The following is a 16,695-nucleotide window of genomic DNA, read 5'->3' on the forward strand; positions in this document are numbered from 1 at the left end:
GCCATCCTGCGCACGGCAGGGCTGCTGCCCGTCCTTCAAGCCATCGCTGTGTACTGAACTGAAAAATGCCTGTCTAATCGTCAAGGCTGATCGGGCTATCCAGCATAGTCTGGCGGCCGGTTATCGAGTGCGTTGTCCAGTTCTTCGGAACAGGTGATTCCACTCTGACAGACCTTTCACTTCTTCCCTGGCAGGCACCTGATGGACATAAAACAACTCAAATTCCTGATTGCGCTGGAGCAGACCCGTCACTTCGGCCAGGCGGCTGCGCGCTGCCATATCACCCAGCCGACGTTGTCGATGCGCCTGCGCAATCTGGAGGAGGAGTTGGGCCTGGAGCTGGTCACCCGTGGCCAGCGTTTCGAAGGCTTTACCGAGGCCGGTGAGCGTGTGCTGGCGTGGGCCAGGACCTTGCTCGCCGCCCATGACGGGTTGTTCGCCGAAGCGGCCGCGTGTCGCGGTCAGTTGGTGGGTAACTTGCGCCTGGGCCTGGTGCCGCTCAGCGGTTTCAACCCGATCAGCTTCATCCAGAGCCTGTCCCACACCTTTCCCGAGCTCAAGTTCAGCCTGACGTCGATGAGCTCGGACAACATCATCGAAGCACTGGGCACCAATCAACTGGATCTGGGGGTGTGTTACCTGGACCACGTTAACGCCAACTACCTGGATTTTTTCGAACTGGGCGAGACCCGCGTCGGCTTGCTGTACGACACCCGTCACTTTCATTTCGAGGGCAGCGAAATGAGCTGGGAAGACGCCGCGCAATTGCCCCTGGGGATGATCAGCACGGGTATGCACTATCGAAAGTCCATTGACCTGAGCTTCCGCAGTCGCGGCCTCGCCCCCCAGCCCATGCTCGAAAGCGACTCAACCTATCAACTGTTCCAGGCGATCCACGAAGGCTTCTGCTGCGCAATCATGCCCCTGGACAGCGGCCTGGAAAGCCCGATCGAAAACCTCGCGTTCATCAACCTACCGGACGCCAGCGTGCTCGCGCCACTGGGCATGGTGATGCGCAAGACCGAACCGCGCTCGGCCATTGCAGAGAAGTGCTTTGCGCAGGCCAGGAGATTATTTGCTGCCAAGGGCGCGGATTAGCGCGTAGGAACAGAACGCCGATCAAGCCGATTTGCCTTTGAGTAAGCACCGGAAAGCTCCTACAAGTTGGCGTGCATCAGGTGAACTGGCGTGGAATGAATTGTACGGATACGCTTCAGATCACAGCTCGTCTGCCCAAGGTTGAACGAGAACACCTGAGCCCCCAGACTTCACCACTCAACTCAACGACAAGGAGGCCGTCCATGCAAACGACTGTTTCGCCCAGCCCCCTTGTAGGAGTGGGCCTATACACGCCTGGCGAGGCGTCGCTATACACCGGCATCCCTACCGCAGATATACGTCGTTGGCTGTTCGGCTACAGCTCTAATGGCGTCCAGCATGCAGGGCTCTGGCAATCGGAACTGTCAAACGTGGACGATTGCATTCTTGGTTTCCATGACCTGCTCGAAATTCGCTTCGTACATGCATTTCGCCAGCACGGGCTGAGCTTGCAGGCCATCCGCAATGCGTCACGCCAGGCTAGCGAGCTGTTCGGTCAGCCCTATCCGTTCACCTGCAAACGGTTCCAAACAGACGGTCGTAGCATTTTCGCCACTGTGCTGGATGAAACGGGTGACGAGACACTGCTGGACCTGCTCAAAAAACAATACGCGTTCAAACAAATCATTAAACCTTCGCTGTACGAAGGGATCGATTACTCCGGCAAGGGTTCGGCGCAACGCTGGTACCCGGTCAAACATAGCAAAGCGGTAGTGCTGGACCCTGCCAGAAATTTTGGTAAGCCCGTACTGGCAGCGACCGGCGTCGATACGGCCGCCATCTTCAGTGCCTATGAGGCAGAAGGACGTGATACCAGGCGCGTCGCCATGCTCTATGAGATCCCAACGGTTGCGGTAAAAGCCGCTGTGGAGTTCGAGCAAAGGAATGCGGCTTGAACTTCCTTTTGGATCATAATCTCCCTCCCGCACTGGCACGCGCCTTGAACGAACTTTCGAAAGTTCATGAACACGGCGTGTTTCCGCTCAAGGATAAGTTCCCCCAAAATACCAGTGATATAGCCTGGATATCAGCTCTGCGCGAAGAGGGTGGCTGGGTAGTGATCTCCCAGGATCGATTTAAGAAAGGGAATGCGGAGAAGAAAGCATTTCGAGACTGCGCATTACCCGTTTTCTGTCTGGCGAAACACTGGAGTGGTGAAAGCTATTGGAGCAAAGCGCACAATCTCGTGCGTTGGTGGCCCGCCATCATGCAACAAGCGGAGCTGATACGTGGAGGGACGGCTTTCAGTGTTCCCTGGCGTTTCTCTGCTCCGGGGAAGTTCGAACAGATCAAACTGTAAAACCTCGCCGCCTGACCGCAGAAAAACCCCACACTCGTTCACGAACCGTTAAGAAACCCCTCCCTATACTAGCCGGCAGCCATGCCCGCTCCCCCGAGCGGTCCCCTGCCCGGTAGCCACTCGATGACGCGTCCCGCTCCCCTGCTGCTCCTGCTCGTTGGTCTGCTGTTTTTCTTCGCCCTAGGCAACCATGAACTGCAAGGTTCCACCGAGGCCCGCGTTTCCGGGATTGCCATGGCCATGCACCTGGACAATGACTGGGTGGTGCCGCGTCTGTTTCGTGAGCCTTTTCTGGAGAAACCGCCATTGAGCCTTTGGCTGGACGCCGGGGCGATTCGCCTGTTTGGCGCGAGCACCGGGGCCGTGCGCTTGGCGTCGGCCTTTGCCGGGTTGTTCAGCGTGATGTTGCTCTTCGGGATGTTGCGCCGGTTCGGACGGCCCACAACGCTGGCGTTCAGCGCTGCGCTGATCCTGGCGACCATGGCCAGCTATTGGGGCAATGTGCGAGGAGTGGGTGAGGATTCGCTGCTCAGCCTGGGCGTGACCGCAGCGTTGCTGGGGTTCTATCAGGCAGTGCGCCCCGAGGCCGAGCGCCAGGGTTCCACCGCCTGGGCGTGGGCATTGTTTACGGCGGGGATGGTCATCGCCACGTTGAGCAAAGGTGTGCTGGGCCTGGCGATGCCGGGGATTGTGATTTTTGTCTACCTGGCCTGCATCAGCCTGATGGATAAGCGCCTGCGTATCGGCGACTGGCTCAAGCCGGCGCTGTTCACGCTGCTGGCGCTGATACCGCTGCTGATCTGGCTGGGGTTTCTGTTTCAGCGCGGCGGCCTGCAGGCGGTCGGCGAAGTGCTGTGGACCAACAGTGTCGGGCGCTTCAGCGGCTCGTTTGTGGAAGCCGGGCATTACGAGCCGTTCTATTACTACCTGGTCAAGCTGCCTGAGGCCTTCCTGCCATGGAACATCCTGGTGTACCTGGGCCTGTGGCACTTTCGCAAGAGCCTGGTGCGCAACCGCTACCGTCTGTTTTTCAGCGTGTGGCTGGTGGCGCAATTTACCCTGCTGACCCTGGCCTCGAGCAAACGCACCGTCTATTTGATGGCACTGACCCCGGCCGCCGCCGTTCTGGCTGCGGAATATGCGCGGGTCCTGCTGGAATGGGCCAAAGCACGCAAACCGGCACTCTACCGCTACCACCGGCAGATCATCGGCGGTGTATTCACCCTGGCCATCGCCTGCTACCTCAGCGCCGCCTTCTGGTTCGCACCCAAAGCCGATGTGCGCCAGTCATTCGTGCCCGTGATCAGTCAGGTCCAGACACTGCAGGACGAAGGTAAAGAGGTGGCGCTGTTCCAACCCAATGAACGGATCGCCGGCGCCAGTGTGTTCTATCTGCGTGCGTATCTGCCGATTCTGCACACAGAGCCCCAATTGCACGCCTTTCTCAGCGCCAAACCCGGCAACGTTGCGCTGCTGGATCATACCGATCGGCTCAATCAGACAGTCACCGTGGTCAAGCAAATGACGATCAACCGCCAGCCCTACTATTTCGTCGAGCAGTAAGGCCGGCGCGCGTCATCAGTGTTTGGTCAGCTTGTCCAGGTAACCCATGGCAAACGCCGAGACCACGAAGGTCATGTGGATGATCACGTACCACATCAGGTGTTGCGGATCGACGTTCTTGGCGTCCATGAAGATGCGCAGCAGGTGGATGGAGGAAATCGCTACGATGGAGGCCGCCACTTTCATCTTCAGTGACGAAGAGTCCATGGTGCCCAGCCAGTTGAGCTTTTCCTTGTTCTCATCGATATCCAGCTGCGAGACGAAGTTCTCGTAGCCGGAAATCATCACCATCACCAGCAAGCCACCGACCAGGGCCATGTCGATCAGCGACAGCAGCAGCAGGATCACCTCCGACTCCAGCAAGCTGAAAATATTGGGAATCACATGAATGATTTCCTGGAAAAACTTGATCGCCAGGATCAGCAACCCCAGGGATAAACCCAGATAGATCGGCGCCAGCAGCCAGCGCGCGGCATACATCGTGTTTTCGATAAAGCGTTCCATTGAATCTCACACAGCTTGGCTAAAAATGGTGCCGAGTATACCAGTGGCTACCCGGCGCCTGTCACCGCGAGAAAACTGAGCCAAGTGGCATCTGTAAGAGGATTTTTCTGCTAGTGTCGAGACCATTCACTCGGCTCGATGATGTCGGACAGGAAAACTCAGATAATGGATGTGCGATTCCCTTTGGCCAGTCTAGGCCTGTGCGCGGCGTTGCTGATGGCCAGCGGCTGCTCCCCCAAAGAAGAGCAGAAGCAGGCCACCCTCGAAGAGAAAACCACCCAGTTCGAACAGTCCCTGGACAGCATCCAGGACCCCAAGCTGCGCGACGTCATCGCCGACCTTGGTGGTTCGCTGCTGTTGCTGGAACGTGCGCGCATCAAGCTCGACACCAAGCCCGTCGAAGCCGAATACGGGGAAGACAGCCTGGCCCTGCTCAAGCATTACCCGAGTCCCCAGGCTTTGGTGGACACCTATATCAACGGCCTGTTCGTCCTGCGCAGGGCCTCTCATTCCGACTACCTGACGGATTTGCAGCCTGTCTTCCCGTTCACGTTCAACGCTCCCGAGCAATTCCCCTTCCCCCATGGCCTGGAGTGGGAGTCGGTGACCTTGAGCAACAACAAAGTCATTCCCTTCCAGCCGGAGTGGTCGGAAACCGACCCCGGCATCCAGCTCAGCCCCAGCAGCTCCAACCTGACCAACCCCGACGACCTGACGGTGACCTACCCGTTCATCGAGGGCATCGAGACGGAAAACAAGAGCCAGCCGCAGCCTGTCAGCCTTAAAGGCACGATTGAAGTCGCCGCGCCGGGCAGGGTGCTGACCTTTGACCTGGCAAAAAACGACGTCGGTCATTCACGCACCGAGGGCAATATCAGCCTCAAGCTGTTGTCGCTGGACAAGAATTACGCCGAAATCGAACTGACCAACAGCCAGCCGTTGGCCACCGAGCTGGGCGACGACTCGCCCAACCCGCTGCTGGTACAGGCCCGGGACGGCACCGGGCAATTTCTCACCCGCTCGGGCTCAATCAACGAAAGCGCTGCACAAGTGGCGTTCTACGAGAAACAGCTGGCGCAGCTGCAACAGCAGAAGGCCTGGTCCGAAGCGTTGGATAAACAGCTCACCGACGCGCAAAAAACCTTCGAGCACACACAGAACAGCCATTACGCCAAGGTGTACTTCAACGGGTTGATCGATACCCTGCAGGTGAATGTCCTGGACTTTTCCAAGGCCACCGTAACCCGCAAGGCGCTGGACCTACCGGTAATGCGCTTCGACAAAAACAGCCTGCAACAGAGCGTGCAACCCTTGCCGATGCCGGTCACGGTGTATGACGACGCTGCCGCCAGCTGGCTCAAAGACGCGTCAATGACTGAAGATCAGCTGAAAAACAGCGTGACCATCAGCCAATCGACCGAAGACGCCAGTGCGGCGAAAATCGTGTTCGACCACCCTTTCACCTTCAATGACGATCTGGTCGGCGCCGAGCGCAATAACAGCGCCGCGCCGATCACCTTTTTCACCGCAGACGATAAGGGCGAGCGCGGCGAACCCATCGAGTTGCCGACCGAAGCCTACGAGCTGAACGCGGCCAGCGGCACGCTGACCTATGACCTCAACCTGTTCCCGGAGACCCCGGCGTTTGTGGTCGGCTCGGTCCCGCTGTTTCTTGCCACCATCGAGAAGGCCTCGATTGACGTCAACCAATTGCCCAAGGGCCTTTCGCTCAAGGACAACGCGCTGATCGTCGACCAGCAAGCGTTCCCCGCCGACAGCTGGCGCTTCTACGCCAGGGATGCGAGCGGCAACTACCTCAAGGAAATTCTCGGCGTGAGCCACCGCGCCGAGGAATACGGTACGGCGTTGTTTGATGTGCATTATTTTTATGGCCAGCCGACTACGCTGGAAAGCTACCAGCGCACCGACCTCAATACCGTGCAATATGGCTTTGAGGTCAAGCTGGACAAACCGGAAGGCAAATAGCCCTCGATCATAGGGCCAACCGCTCCTGGCCGCCGTTGAGTTGGCGCAGATGGGCTTGCAGGTGCAGGCACCAGATCTGCGGCTCGTCCAATTGCTCGTAACCGTGCAGGGTCAGGCTGTCGACTATGGAAGCCAACATGGTTTGCGCCACGAACGGCCCGTGAAACGGGCCTTGAGACTTGACCGTGGAGGGCTGCTCGCCCGACATGCCTGCGGCAAATAACAACGTCCACAGCCCGTTCTCCCCGGCAAGGGGGCGAATGGAGCATTCGATACGGGTTTCCAGACCCACGCACTGGCGGGTAAGGCAAAGGTTGCGCGACATGGCGGCGACCCTCGGTAGTTCGGCGTTCAGCCCCAGCGCAAAGGCGAGGCTGGTTCTATCCTGCGACTGCTGTGGATATCCCTACTGCTGAGAATAGAATAAAAACGCAACAAACCAGGGTTGTAGGGACCAACGGGCGTTGGTTCGTGGGAGTGGAGTCAATTTTGTGGCGTAAGCAGTTCCAAATGTGGGAGGGGGCTTGCCCCCGATGGCGGTGCATCAGTCAAAAATATTGAGACTGACACACTGCCATCGGGGGCAAGCCCCCTCCCACATTTTTGATCTCATCAAGCTTCATGGATCAGGTGGGTTTGGCCTCCGCTAAAGCCTGCTGCGCCAGCTCTTTCTCTGCCTCCTTCAAATCTTCCTCGCTGATCATCTCGGCAATTGCCCTTAAGCGCTCCACCACCCGCGCATTGACCGTGCCTTCCGGGAACTGCCCTTCCGCATCCGGCTCACCGGCATCCTCGCCCACCAGCAGGCTCAACGCTTCATCCGCCTGGCGCACCGCATAGATATGGAATTGCCCGGCGCGCACCGCCTGCAATACCTTTTCGTCGAGCATCAGCGTGGCCACGTTGGCCTTGGGAATGATCGCGCCCTGTTCACCGGTCAACCCGCGCGCTTCGCACAGGCGGAAGAAGCCTTCGATCTTCTCGTTGACCCCGCCCACTGCCTGCACTTCGCCAAACTGGTTGATCGAGCCGGTAATGGCAAAGCACTGCTTGAGCGGCGTCTTCGACAACGCTGAGATCAAGGTGCAGGCCTCGCCCAGGGAAGCACTGTCGCCATCCACGTAACCGTAGGACTGCTCCAGCGCGATGCTGGCCGAGATCGCCAGCGGGAATTCCTGAGCGTAACGGCTGCCCAGGTAACCGGTGAGGATCATCACGCCCTTGGAGTGAATCGGCTGACCGAGGTTGACCTCACGTTCGATGTCGACAATGCCGCTGCCGCCCGGGTACACCGTGGCGGAAATCCGCGCCGGTACGCCAAACGCCGAATCCCCGACCTCCAGCACCGTCAGCCCGTTGCACTTGCCGACGGCGGCACCGGCGGTGTCGATCAGGATCACCCCGGCGAGCATGTCATCGAGAATCCGCGCCGACACGCGGCCGGTGCGCGTGGCCTTGGCCTTGAGCGCGCGCTCGATATGCCCGGCATCGGTCATTTCGTCGCCCGCCAGGTGACGAATGAAGTCCGCCTCGCTGACCAACTGGAACAAATCACCGATGCGCGCCGACAAACGGCCCTGATGTTCGGCCAGGCGTGCGCTGTAGGTCGCCAGCCGCGCCACCGCATCCGACGTCAGCGGCGCCATGCCTTCTTCCGAGGTGCGGGTTTTGAGCAACTGGGCGAACTGCTCCAGGCTTTCGTCGACCATCGGGATGTCTTCGTCGAAGTCCACCAGCACCCGGAACATTTCCTGGAAGTCCGGATCGGCGTCCTGCAACGCGTAGTACAACTGGCGCGACCCGATGATGATCACCTTGACCTGCAACGGAATCATCTGCGGGTTGAGGGTCACGGTGGCCAGGCGTCCCAGTTCGCCCAGCGGCGACTCCATCTTCAGCTTGCGTGATTGCAGGGAACGCTTGAGCGCATCCCACACAAACGGCTCGCTGAGCATCTTCTCGGCTTCAAGAATCAGGAAACCGCCATTGGCGCGGTGCAACGCACCCGGGCGCAGTTGACGATACGTGGTGTAAAGCGCGCCCTGGTCGGTGCTGTATTCGATACGGCCGAACAGGTTGTCGTAGGTCGGGTGCGGTTCAAACACCACCGGCGCGCCGCCGTTGAGCGGATGCCCCACCACCAGGCTTGGGCAGTATTGCTCTTCGAGCAACTTGCGCGCCTGGGCATCGGTCTTGGCGTCGTCGACCAATTGCTCGACCACGGTTTTGAGCAGATACACCTGCATGGCCTGCAGGTAACCGCAGACGGCGGCGTTTTCCGCGTACTTTTCCGACAGTGGCGCAAGCAAAGGCTGCAGGGCCAGGGTGATGGTTTCTTCGTTGAACTGGCGCAGTTGGTTGTTTGACTCACGCTTCCACTGCGGCAGGCTCGCCAACTCTTCGTTGAGGCGCTCTTCCAGCTCGGAAATATCAGTGTGGAAGCGCTCGCGGTCGGCTTCCGGCAGCTGCGAGAACTCCGCTTCGTCCAGCGCCTTGCCGTCAAGCATCGGCGTGAAGGCAATGTTGGAGCTGTCGCGGTACAGCGCCACGTCTTTTTCCAGGGCCAGGCGCTCGATCACGTCCAGGGCCTTGTCATAACGCTGGTTGAACGCCCGGTCGATGGCGCTTTTGCGCTGTTGATACGTCGGGTGCTCAAACACCGCCGGGAAGGTCGCCACCAGGTTGTCGACCAGCGCGTTGATATCGGTGATAAACGCTGCAGCGCCGCCGCCTGGCAATTCCAGCGCGCGCGGTTCGCGCGGCTCGTCGAAATTATTCACATAAACCCAGTCCGACGGGGTTTGCAGGCGTTTGCCTTCGGCCTTCAAGTAACGTTTGACGAATGAAAAGCGACCGGTGCCGGGCTCGCCCATGACAAACACGTTGTAACCGGGGCGTGGCATGGCCACACCGAACTGCAAGGCTTCAACCGCACGTTCCTGGCCAAGCACACCGCGAAAGGGCTCCAAATCATTGGTGGTCGAGAAGCTGAACTGTTCAGCGGAGAAAGGGCGAGTCAGCGCTTCGGGCGCTAGACGCAAGCTGGCAGCAACAGGATCAGGCATCGGGCTTCCTTACATCAGGCGGGGCAGATGGGGGCATTCTGGCTCTCGGTTGCGCGCTCTGGCAAGGCGCGCTGTTGGGAAAGCATAGCCACGGTACGCGTCCCACAAAAAAATCGTTCAAGACTGAATGTTTTATAAAAACTCACGGAACCCAGGGAACGTGCCTAAACTCCAAACTGCGCGGGTTGGACTAATAACTGGCCCCTAGGGTGCTGCGAAGCGCCTGAACCCTTGTCCATTGGTTTGCACACAAAGAGAACAAAGCTATGAAACGGATCCTTCTTGGTACTCTCTTCACCGTCGTCTCCCTCAATGCAATGGCAGAAGCACCAGGTGGCCCGAACTGCGGTTGGGGCAACATGTTGTTTGAAGGCCAGCGCGGTACTCCTGCTCACTTCCTGGCTTCCACCACCAACGGCACCTCGGGTAACGCCACCTTCGGCATGACCTCGGGCACCAACGGTTGCAGCACCAACAGCGCCCTGACCTACGGCGGCAAGTCCTGGATTGCCATGAATGGCATGATGAACGAGCTGTCCGAAGACATGGCCAAAGGCAACGGCGAAGCACTGACCACCTACGCGGTGGTACTGGGTGTGGCTCCGGAAGATCGCGATCACTTCGCGGCCGTGACCCACGAGCACTTCCAGCAGATCTTCAGCAAGGCTGACGTGACTGCTGATGACGTGCACAACAACACCATTGCCGTACTGAAAAGCGATGCCCGTCTGGCGAAATACGCTACCCAGGCTTAAGCTCGACCCACCCGCGTCTTTCGAGGCGCGGGTTTTGTTTTTTCGACCTGTCCCCCTTGGGTCTTTTTTTCAGTCCGACTTAAGTAGCCCCCATGCTCAAACGCCTCGCTTGCCTGGCTCTCTTCGCCTGCGCCCCGCTGCACGCGGCCCCGCACCTCGACGATCAACGTTTGCAGCAACTGGCCAATGATCCGTTCTGGCTTTCGCTGGGGCACTACGAGGCCGGCAAGATCAATGGCTGGCGCAGCTATGTCAGCGACAAGAAATTCTTTCTCGCCGCTGACGGCGCGCATCATCCGGACGCCGAACTCAAGGCCACTGTGGATGCGCTCTACGCACCGGCCAGCCTGGGCGAAAAACATGCCCAATGCGTCTACCCCGCCCGCACCCGCTGGCTCAAGGATCAGTTGCAACTGACCGACCTGCCTGCCGTGGACTGCAAAGAGTTCAAACAGTGGTTCTCGGACGTCGCGCCCCACAGCGCGGTGATGATTTTCCCGGCGGCGTACCTCAACAGCCCCTCGTCGATGTTCGGCCACACCCTGCTGCGCATCGACCAGGCCGACGTGCAGAGCAACAACACCGCCCTGCTCAGCTACGCAATCAACTTCGGCGCCTATATCGAAGGCTCGGACAACAGCATTCTGTATGCCTGGAAGGGCCTGATGGGCGGCTACCCCGGCCTGTTCGCCCTGGTGCCCTACCAGGAGAAACTCTCCGAATACCGCAGCCTGGAAAACCGTGACCTGTGGGAATACCGCCTGAACCTCACCGAAGTCGAGACCAAGCGCATGGTCGAGCACGTGTGGGAACTCAAACAGATCCAGTTCGACTACTTCTTCTTCGATGAAAACTGCTCCTACCGCCTGCTGGAACTGCTGCAAGTGGCGCGCCCCGGCCTGCGCCTGACCGAGCAATTCCCGCTCACCGCGATCCCGACCGATACCGTCAAAGCGGTAAAGGACGCGGGTCTGGTGGAAAAGATCGACTATCGTCCGTCCCGCGAACGCGAGCTGCTCGAGCGCGCCAAACCGCTCGACAGCGATGAGCAGCAATGGGTACTGAAGATCAGCGATGACCAGAAACAGTTGCAGGAGCCTGCCTTCAAGGCGCTGCCTCGCGAGCGCCAGGCCCTGGTGGTGGACGCCGCCTATCGCCTCGGCCGCTACCGTGCCAACGGCCTGGAACGCGACACCGCACGCTCCCAGCGCAGCTTCGAACTGCTGCGCGCGATCAATCAGAACCCGGCGCCCGACCTGAAGATCACCCCGCCCGGCCTGCCGGAAAACGGCCATGAGTCGCGCACCTGGCAGGCCGGCATCGGCACCCGTGGCGACAAAGCCTTCGGCGAATACGGCCTGCGCATGGCCTATCACGACCTCAACGACAACGCCGAAGGCTTCCCCCTGGGCGCACAAATCGAAATCCTGCAGATGAAACTGCGCCAGTACGAAGGCAACCACTGGCAATTGCAGCAACTGGACCTGGCCACCATCCGCTCCCTGACCCCGCGCAACGCCCTGTTGCAGCCGTGGTCCTGGCAAGTCACCGGCGGCCTGGAGCGGGTGCCGGGCAAACATGACGACGAAACCCTGGTGGCCCACGTCAACGGCGGCGCCGGTGGCACCTGGCAGCTGTCGGACGACATGCTCGGCTTCGCCCTCGGCACCGTGCGGGTGGAACACAACAATGACTTCAGCGAAGCCATCTCCCCCGCTGCCGGCTTCAATACCGGCGTGTTGTGGAAGAACCCACTGGGCAACCTGAGCCTGGAAGCCAAGGGTGATTTCTTCACCAATGGCGAAGTGCGGCGCAGCATCAGCCTCAACCAGCAATGGGAACTGTCACGCAACCTGGGTCTGCGCCTGAGCGCCCAGCGCGAGTACAGCCACCTGTCGACGCCGGTCAATGAAGTGATGCTCGAAGTGAAGTGGTACCACTACTGACTCAAGCCTGGTGAAAATCCAAATGTGGGAGGGGGCTTGCCCCCGATAGCAGAGTGTCAGTGACGGGAAGCTTGACTGACACACCGCCATCGGGGGCAAGCCCCCTCCCACATTTGGTTTTGTGCTTGGTTAAAAATCTCCCACAGTCCACATCGCTTTCACATGCAGCCGACAAATCCCCTTCTAGACTCTCCCTATCAGCCGTGGATCGGCCAGGGAGTACGCCATGTGGCGGTATGCGCTAATGCTGTGTGCAGTGGTGTGGCTGACGGGCTGCCAGACAACCCATCAGGAGTTGCTGGCCAAGGGTTATCCACCCGCGTTCGCTGACGGCTTTGACGACGGCTGCAGCAGCGGTCGCCAGGCCGCCGGGGTGATCACGGGCGAGTTTCGCAAGAACGTTCCACGCTATCTGAAAGATCGGCACTACGCCGAAGGCTGGGAAGACGGTTTCCGCCAGTGCAAAGCCATGCGTGAGAACGAGGAACTGCGCGAGTATCAGGACAACCGCAGGAACGATCGCGAGCACGAGTGGCAGGAGGAAAAAGACCGTGACGCGGCCAAAGCCTATCGCTCGCAATGAGCGTGGGAACGATCTGGCGGTGAACATGGCCCAAACTCCATTGAAGGAGAACGTCATGAGCCGAGCTTTTGTAAATGAGGACAACGCTGCCGCCCAGGCCGACCAGCCGGTGGAGCGTCAGGTCAGCGAACAGCCCAACCGCCTGACCGCGCAAGGGTTGGCGCAACTGCAGGCCAAGGTGGCGCAATTGCAGCAGGCATACAGCAACGAATCCGCCAAGGGCGAGCAGGCAGACAAGCAACGCCAGGCCGATCTTGAGCGGGATTTGCGCTACTTCAACCAGCGTGTACACAGCGCCCAGGTCGTTGCGCCGGCCACCGCTATCGACAAGGTACAGATCGGCAGTTGGGTGACCTTCGCCAACGAGCAGGACGAGCAGCAACGCATCCAGTTAGTCGGCGAAGACCAGGCCGACGCCAACGCGGGCCTGATCAACTGGGGTTCGCCCCTGGGCCGCGCGTTACTGGGCGCCCAGGTGGGTGACGAGGTGCTGTGGCGACGGCCCGTCGGCGATCAGTTGATCGAAGTGCTGCGCATCGAACCCGACGTCTAGACGATGCCCTGGGCCAGCATCGCGTCGGCGACTTTGACGAAGCCTGCGATGTTCGCGCCCTTCACATAGTTGACCCGGCCATTTTCCTCGCCGTAGTGCACGCAGGCATGGTGGATCGACTGCATGATGTTGTGCAGCTTGCTGTCCACTTCACCCGCGGTCCATAGCAGGCGCATGGCGTTCTGCGACATCTCCAGGCCACTGACGGCCACGCCGCCGGCATTGGATGCCTTGCCCGGCGCGAACAGAATGCCCGCGTCGATAAAGATATCCACCGCTTCAAGGGTGGTCGGCATGTTGGCGCCTTCGGCCACGCAGATGCAGCCATTGCGCAACAGTGTGCGGGCAGCATCAGCGTCGAGTTCGTTCTGGGTGGCGCAGGGCAGCGCGATATCGCACGCCAGCGCCCAGGGTGTTTGACCCTTGCGAAACTCCAGGCCGAAACGCTCGGCCAGTTCGCTGATACGACCACGCTGCACGTTTTTCAGCGCCAGCAGGGCCGACCATTGTTCCTCGGTCAAACCGCTTTCGGCGTACAACGTCCCTTCGGAGTCCGACAGGGAAACCACCTTGCCCCCCAGGTCCATCACTTTACGCGCCGCGTATTGCGCCACGTTGCCGGAACCCGAGATCGCCACGCGCTTGCCCTCGACCCGCTGGCCCTGGCGCTTGAGCATTTCCTCAGCGAAATACACACAGCCAAAACCAGTGGCTTCCGGACGGATCAAGCTGCCGCCGTAGGTCATGCCTTTGCCGGTCAGGACGGACGTGAACTGATTGCCCAGGCGTTTGTACTGACCGAACAGGAAGCCGATTTCCCGTGCGCCCACGCCGATATCGCCGGCCGGTACGTCCACGTCCGCACCGATGTGGCGGTACAGCTCGCTCATGAACGCCTGGCAGAAGCGCATCACTTCGGCGTCGCTCTTGCCCTTGGGATCGAAGTCCGAACCGCCTTTGCCGCCGCCCATGGGCAACGAGGTCAGGGAGTTCTTGAAGGTCTGCTCGAAGGCGAGGAATTTCAACACGCCCAGGTTCACCGAGGGATGGAAGCGCAAACCGCCCTTGTACGGGCCGATGGCACTGTTCATCTGGATACGGAAACCGCGATTGACCTGGACCTTGCCATGGTCATCCTCCCACGACACCCGAAAGGTAATGGCGCGTTCCGGCTCGCACATGCGCTCCAGGATGCCCGAGGCCAGGTAATGGGGGTTGGCTTCAAGAAACGGCCACAGACTGCGCAGGACTTCTTCTACGGCCTGATGGAATTCCGGTTGGTCGGGGTCGCGTTTCTTGAGGTGGGCAAGGAAGGATTCGACGGATTCGCTCATGAAAAGTCTCGGCAAAATGATTGTTGTTAAACAGAGATTGAGCCGGACTTTATCAATTCATTTCGCACCGCGACAGGGCAAAATGTCGCCTTTATGAATTTAAATGGTGCATTTGTATAAATAAACAGCGATTTTCGCCCTGAAACGGGGATTTCAACCCGACACATGCACCAATGAGTGAAAGGCTGTACGACAGCCCCGCGCATCGCGTTAGCGCGTCCCGGGCACCAGGTCGAGTATCTCCTCGATGCCCAGGCAGCGCGGCTCCAGTTCCAGGGTCCTGCCATGGGCGAGTATGCCCACCGCGGTGTCGCGCATAGCCAGATAGGCACTGCGCAACATGTGATTGGCGTAAATCACCGCGTTGAAACCTGCCTGCTCCAACACCTCGAACTTCAGGTGAGCGTAGCTGGTGGGCACACAAATCAGCGGAACCTTGGGCCGTTGCCGACGAAACTGCCTGGCGAACTCGAGGATTTCCAGGCCATCCTGTCTGCGGCTGTGGATCATGATGCCATCCGCCCCCGCCTCCACATACGCCAGGCACCGCGCCATCGCCTCTTCCATACCGCGATCGAGGATCAAGCTTTCACACCGTGCAATCAGCATCAGCCCCGAGCCGGCGCGACTGGCGCAACCGGCCTGGAGCTTGGCGCAAAAGGTCTCGATGGGCTCCTGCGCCTGGTCGACTTCGGTACCGAACAGCGAGTTCTTCTTCAAGCCGCACTTGTCTTCGATCACCACCGCAGAGACGCCCGCACGCTCCAGCATCTTGATATGAATCGCGAAATGTTCGGGCTTGCCGCCGGTGTCGGCGTCGAATATCAGCGGCAGCGAACACACATCGAATATTTCGCGGATCCCCGGCAAGCGGTTGCTGGGCGAGAGAATTTCGATATCGGGTAACCCGCGCTGGGTCGAGTCGGTCAGCGAACTGGACCAGATGGCGTCGTACCCCACCGTATGACCGGGGCTGATTTCCAGCCTGGCGCGCTGCGCGAGCAACGCCGATATCGGGCTATGGGCTTCGAGTACGCGCAGGCAACGGGTGCTATCCAGTAGCGCCGACAGAGGGCGTCGGCGCGCTTCGGTGTCCATCATAAGGTTCAGGCTCCAGGTCAGCGGCACAACGGGGGTTATCGGGCCGCCTCAATCCCAGGCGGGCTGTTCACACTTGAGCACCGACGCCATCTTTTGCAGATGCTCACAGGCCCTGGCCACGTATTCCCCGGATAGCCGCGCGATACGGCTGTAATCCACGGCCTGCCCGGTGGCGCTGGCGTACAACCGCAACGCCTCTGCCGCATGCTTGAAGTGGCGCGCTTCCACGCTGCCGCAATGCACGCTGAGAAAGCTCGCCACGCGGCTGGCCTCACCGGCGCTGTAGCCGCGCACATCGCGCAACCACTGCTTCCATAACGGCGTCATCAGGTTGTATTCGCCGGTGTTGAACAGCTCCGTCATGGCCATCATTTCCAGCGCCTCAATGAGCTGCGGCGCCAACGGGCGTTTTTCGCCAACCCAGCCGGAAAATTCCTTGGTGATCGGGTTCAGGAATTTGTCCTGCAGGCGCCATTCATCCGAGCCGCATATCGCCGAAGCCATGCGGTAATACAGTTTGGAGTGGTGCGGATGCCCGTGCATTTCGCCCAATCCGATGTCCTCGACAATGATCTCGCCACAGTGCGCCGCCGCGTCGAGCATCTGCAGCCGAGCGTCGTCGGCCAGGGATGCCGACTCCTGGAGAATGCGCACAATGATGCTTGAGACAGCATGGGCGGCGCCGTCCGGGCTGCGCCAGCCGCAGAAGAACGTACACAACGACGACTCGCTCCAGTTACTGGAAGTCATGTCGACATAGGTCTCGCAGTACCTGTCCAGCTCGGCAGGCTGGCGGTTGAAACCGCTGAGCAGGGCCTGGGCCAGATGTCGGTCCTCGACATCCACCAGCGCCTGGTTCACGTACCCGATAAATTGGCGGCTCAGATTTTCCACGGCTCATATCCTT

Annotated in this window: 15 protein-coding genes; 9 read left to right on the plus strand and 6 right to left on the minus strand. The window is 59.8% G+C overall.

Going from position 1 to position 16,695, the window contains the following annotated elements; all coding sequences use genetic code 11:
* Positions 1-201 precede the first annotated feature (201 nt).
* The 4 genes from PspCFBP13528_RS14370 (at position 202) to PspCFBP13528_RS14385 (ending at position 3,961) form a co-directional block, all read left to right on the plus strand.
* Positions 202-1,098 (plus strand): LysR family transcriptional regulator, encoded by an 897-nt coding sequence (locus PspCFBP13528_RS14370; protein ID WP_137200447.1) that lies wholly within the window; start codon positions 202-204, stop codon positions 1,096-1,098.
* Between the two features lie 203 nt (positions 1,099-1,301).
* Positions 1,302-1,994, plus strand: coding sequence for a DUF433 domain-containing protein (locus tag PspCFBP13528_RS14375; protein ID WP_122685601.1), 693 nt, complete (start codon positions 1,302-1,304; stop codon positions 1,992-1,994).
* Positions 1,991-2,398: a hypothetical protein gene (locus PspCFBP13528_RS14380; RefSeq protein ID WP_137200448.1), complete on the plus strand. Its 408-nt coding sequence runs from the start codon at positions 1,991-1,993 to the stop codon at positions 2,396-2,398. Before PspCFBP13528_RS14375 ends, PspCFBP13528_RS14380 begins: the two co-directional genes overlap by 4 nt.
* 123 nt (positions 2,399-2,521) lie before the next feature.
* Positions 2,522-3,961, plus strand: coding sequence for a phospholipid carrier-dependent glycosyltransferase (locus tag PspCFBP13528_RS14385; protein WP_137200449.1), 1,440 nt, complete (start codon positions 2,522-2,524; stop codon positions 3,959-3,961).
* Positions 3,962-3,976: 15 nt separating this feature from the next.
* Here the strand turns inward: PspCFBP13528_RS14385 and PspCFBP13528_RS14390 are convergent, their stop codons facing one another.
* The gene (locus tag PspCFBP13528_RS14390) at positions 3,977-4,465 is read right to left on the minus strand and encodes a TIGR00645 family protein (RefSeq protein WP_057724985.1); all 489 of its coding nucleotides are present in this window, start codon (positions 4,463-4,465) and stop codon (positions 3,977-3,979) included.
* Between the two features lie 165 nt (positions 4,466-4,630).
* Between PspCFBP13528_RS14390 and PspCFBP13528_RS14395 the strand changes: the two genes are divergently transcribed.
* Complete coding sequence (locus tag PspCFBP13528_RS14395; RefSeq protein WP_137200450.1) at positions 4,631-6,451, plus strand: hypothetical protein; 1,821 nt, start codon at positions 4,631-4,633, stop codon at positions 6,449-6,451.
* A gap of 7 nt (positions 6,452-6,458) precedes the next feature.
* Here PspCFBP13528_RS14395 and PspCFBP13528_RS14400 read toward each other — a convergent pair whose 3' ends face one another.
* Together PspCFBP13528_RS14400 and PspCFBP13528_RS14405 are read right to left on the minus strand one after the other, a co-directional pair.
* Complete coding sequence (locus PspCFBP13528_RS14400; protein ID WP_137200451.1) at positions 6,459-6,776, minus strand: hypothetical protein; 318 nt, start codon at positions 6,774-6,776, stop codon at positions 6,459-6,461.
* Between the two features lie 301 nt (positions 6,777-7,077).
* A complete protein-coding gene (locus tag PspCFBP13528_RS14405; RefSeq protein ID WP_137200452.1) occupies positions 7,078-9,516 on the minus strand; it encodes an ATP-binding protein in 2,439 nt (812 codons plus the stop codon).
* Positions 9,517-9,782: 266 nt separating this feature from the next.
* On the opposite strand from PspCFBP13528_RS14405, the gene PspCFBP13528_RS14410 reads away from it, so the two are divergent.
* The 4 genes from PspCFBP13528_RS14410 to PspCFBP13528_RS14425 all read left to right on the plus strand — a co-directional run bounded on the left by PspCFBP13528_RS14410 (position 9,783) and on the right by PspCFBP13528_RS14425 (position 13,353).
* Complete coding sequence (locus PspCFBP13528_RS14410; RefSeq protein ID WP_003194274.1) at positions 9,783-10,271, plus strand: DUF3015 domain-containing protein; 489 nt, start codon at positions 9,783-9,785, stop codon at positions 10,269-10,271.
* Between the two features lie 92 nt (positions 10,272-10,363).
* Positions 10,364-12,217: a DUF4105 domain-containing protein gene (locus PspCFBP13528_RS14415; protein ID WP_065952136.1), complete on the plus strand. Its 1,854-nt coding sequence runs from the start codon at positions 10,364-10,366 to the stop codon at positions 12,215-12,217.
* A gap of 226 nt (positions 12,218-12,443) precedes the next feature.
* Positions 12,444-12,800: a hypothetical protein gene (locus PspCFBP13528_RS14420; protein WP_101219561.1), complete on the plus strand. Its 357-nt coding sequence runs from the start codon at positions 12,444-12,446 to the stop codon at positions 12,798-12,800.
* Between the two features lie 55 nt (positions 12,801-12,855).
* Entirely contained in the window at positions 12,856-13,353 is a 498-nt protein-coding gene (locus tag PspCFBP13528_RS14425; RefSeq protein ID WP_137200453.1) for a GreA/GreB family elongation factor, read from the plus strand.
* On the opposite strand, the gene gdhA is transcribed toward PspCFBP13528_RS14425, so the two are convergent.
* From gdhA to PspCFBP13528_RS14440, 3 genes are all read right to left on the minus strand, one after another.
* Positions 13,350-14,687 carry an NADP-specific glutamate dehydrogenase gene (gene gdhA, locus PspCFBP13528_RS14430; protein WP_137200454.1) on the minus strand — a complete coding sequence of 446 codons (1,338 nt, stop codon included), beginning with the start codon at positions 14,685-14,687 and terminating at the stop codon, positions 13,350-13,352. The genes PspCFBP13528_RS14425 and gdhA overlap by 4 nt on opposite strands.
* A gap of 210 nt (positions 14,688-14,897) precedes the next feature.
* Positions 14,898-15,788, minus strand: a complete 891-nt coding sequence (gene aepX, locus PspCFBP13528_RS14435) for a phosphoenolpyruvate mutase (protein WP_137200455.1) — start codon at positions 15,786-15,788, stop codon at positions 14,898-14,900.
* A gap of 48 nt (positions 15,789-15,836) precedes the next feature.
* On the minus strand, positions 15,837-16,682 hold the full coding sequence (locus PspCFBP13528_RS14440; protein ID WP_101219567.1) for a hypothetical protein: 846 nt from the start codon (positions 16,680-16,682) through the stop codon (positions 15,837-15,839).
* Positions 16,683-16,695: the final 13 nt, after the last annotated feature.

It is taken from the genome of Pseudomonas sp. CFBP13528 (assembly GCF_005233615.1).
In the GTDB taxonomy this organism is placed as follows: domain Bacteria; phylum Pseudomonadota; class Gammaproteobacteria; order Pseudomonadales; family Pseudomonadaceae; genus Aquipseudomonas; species Aquipseudomonas fluorescens_AM.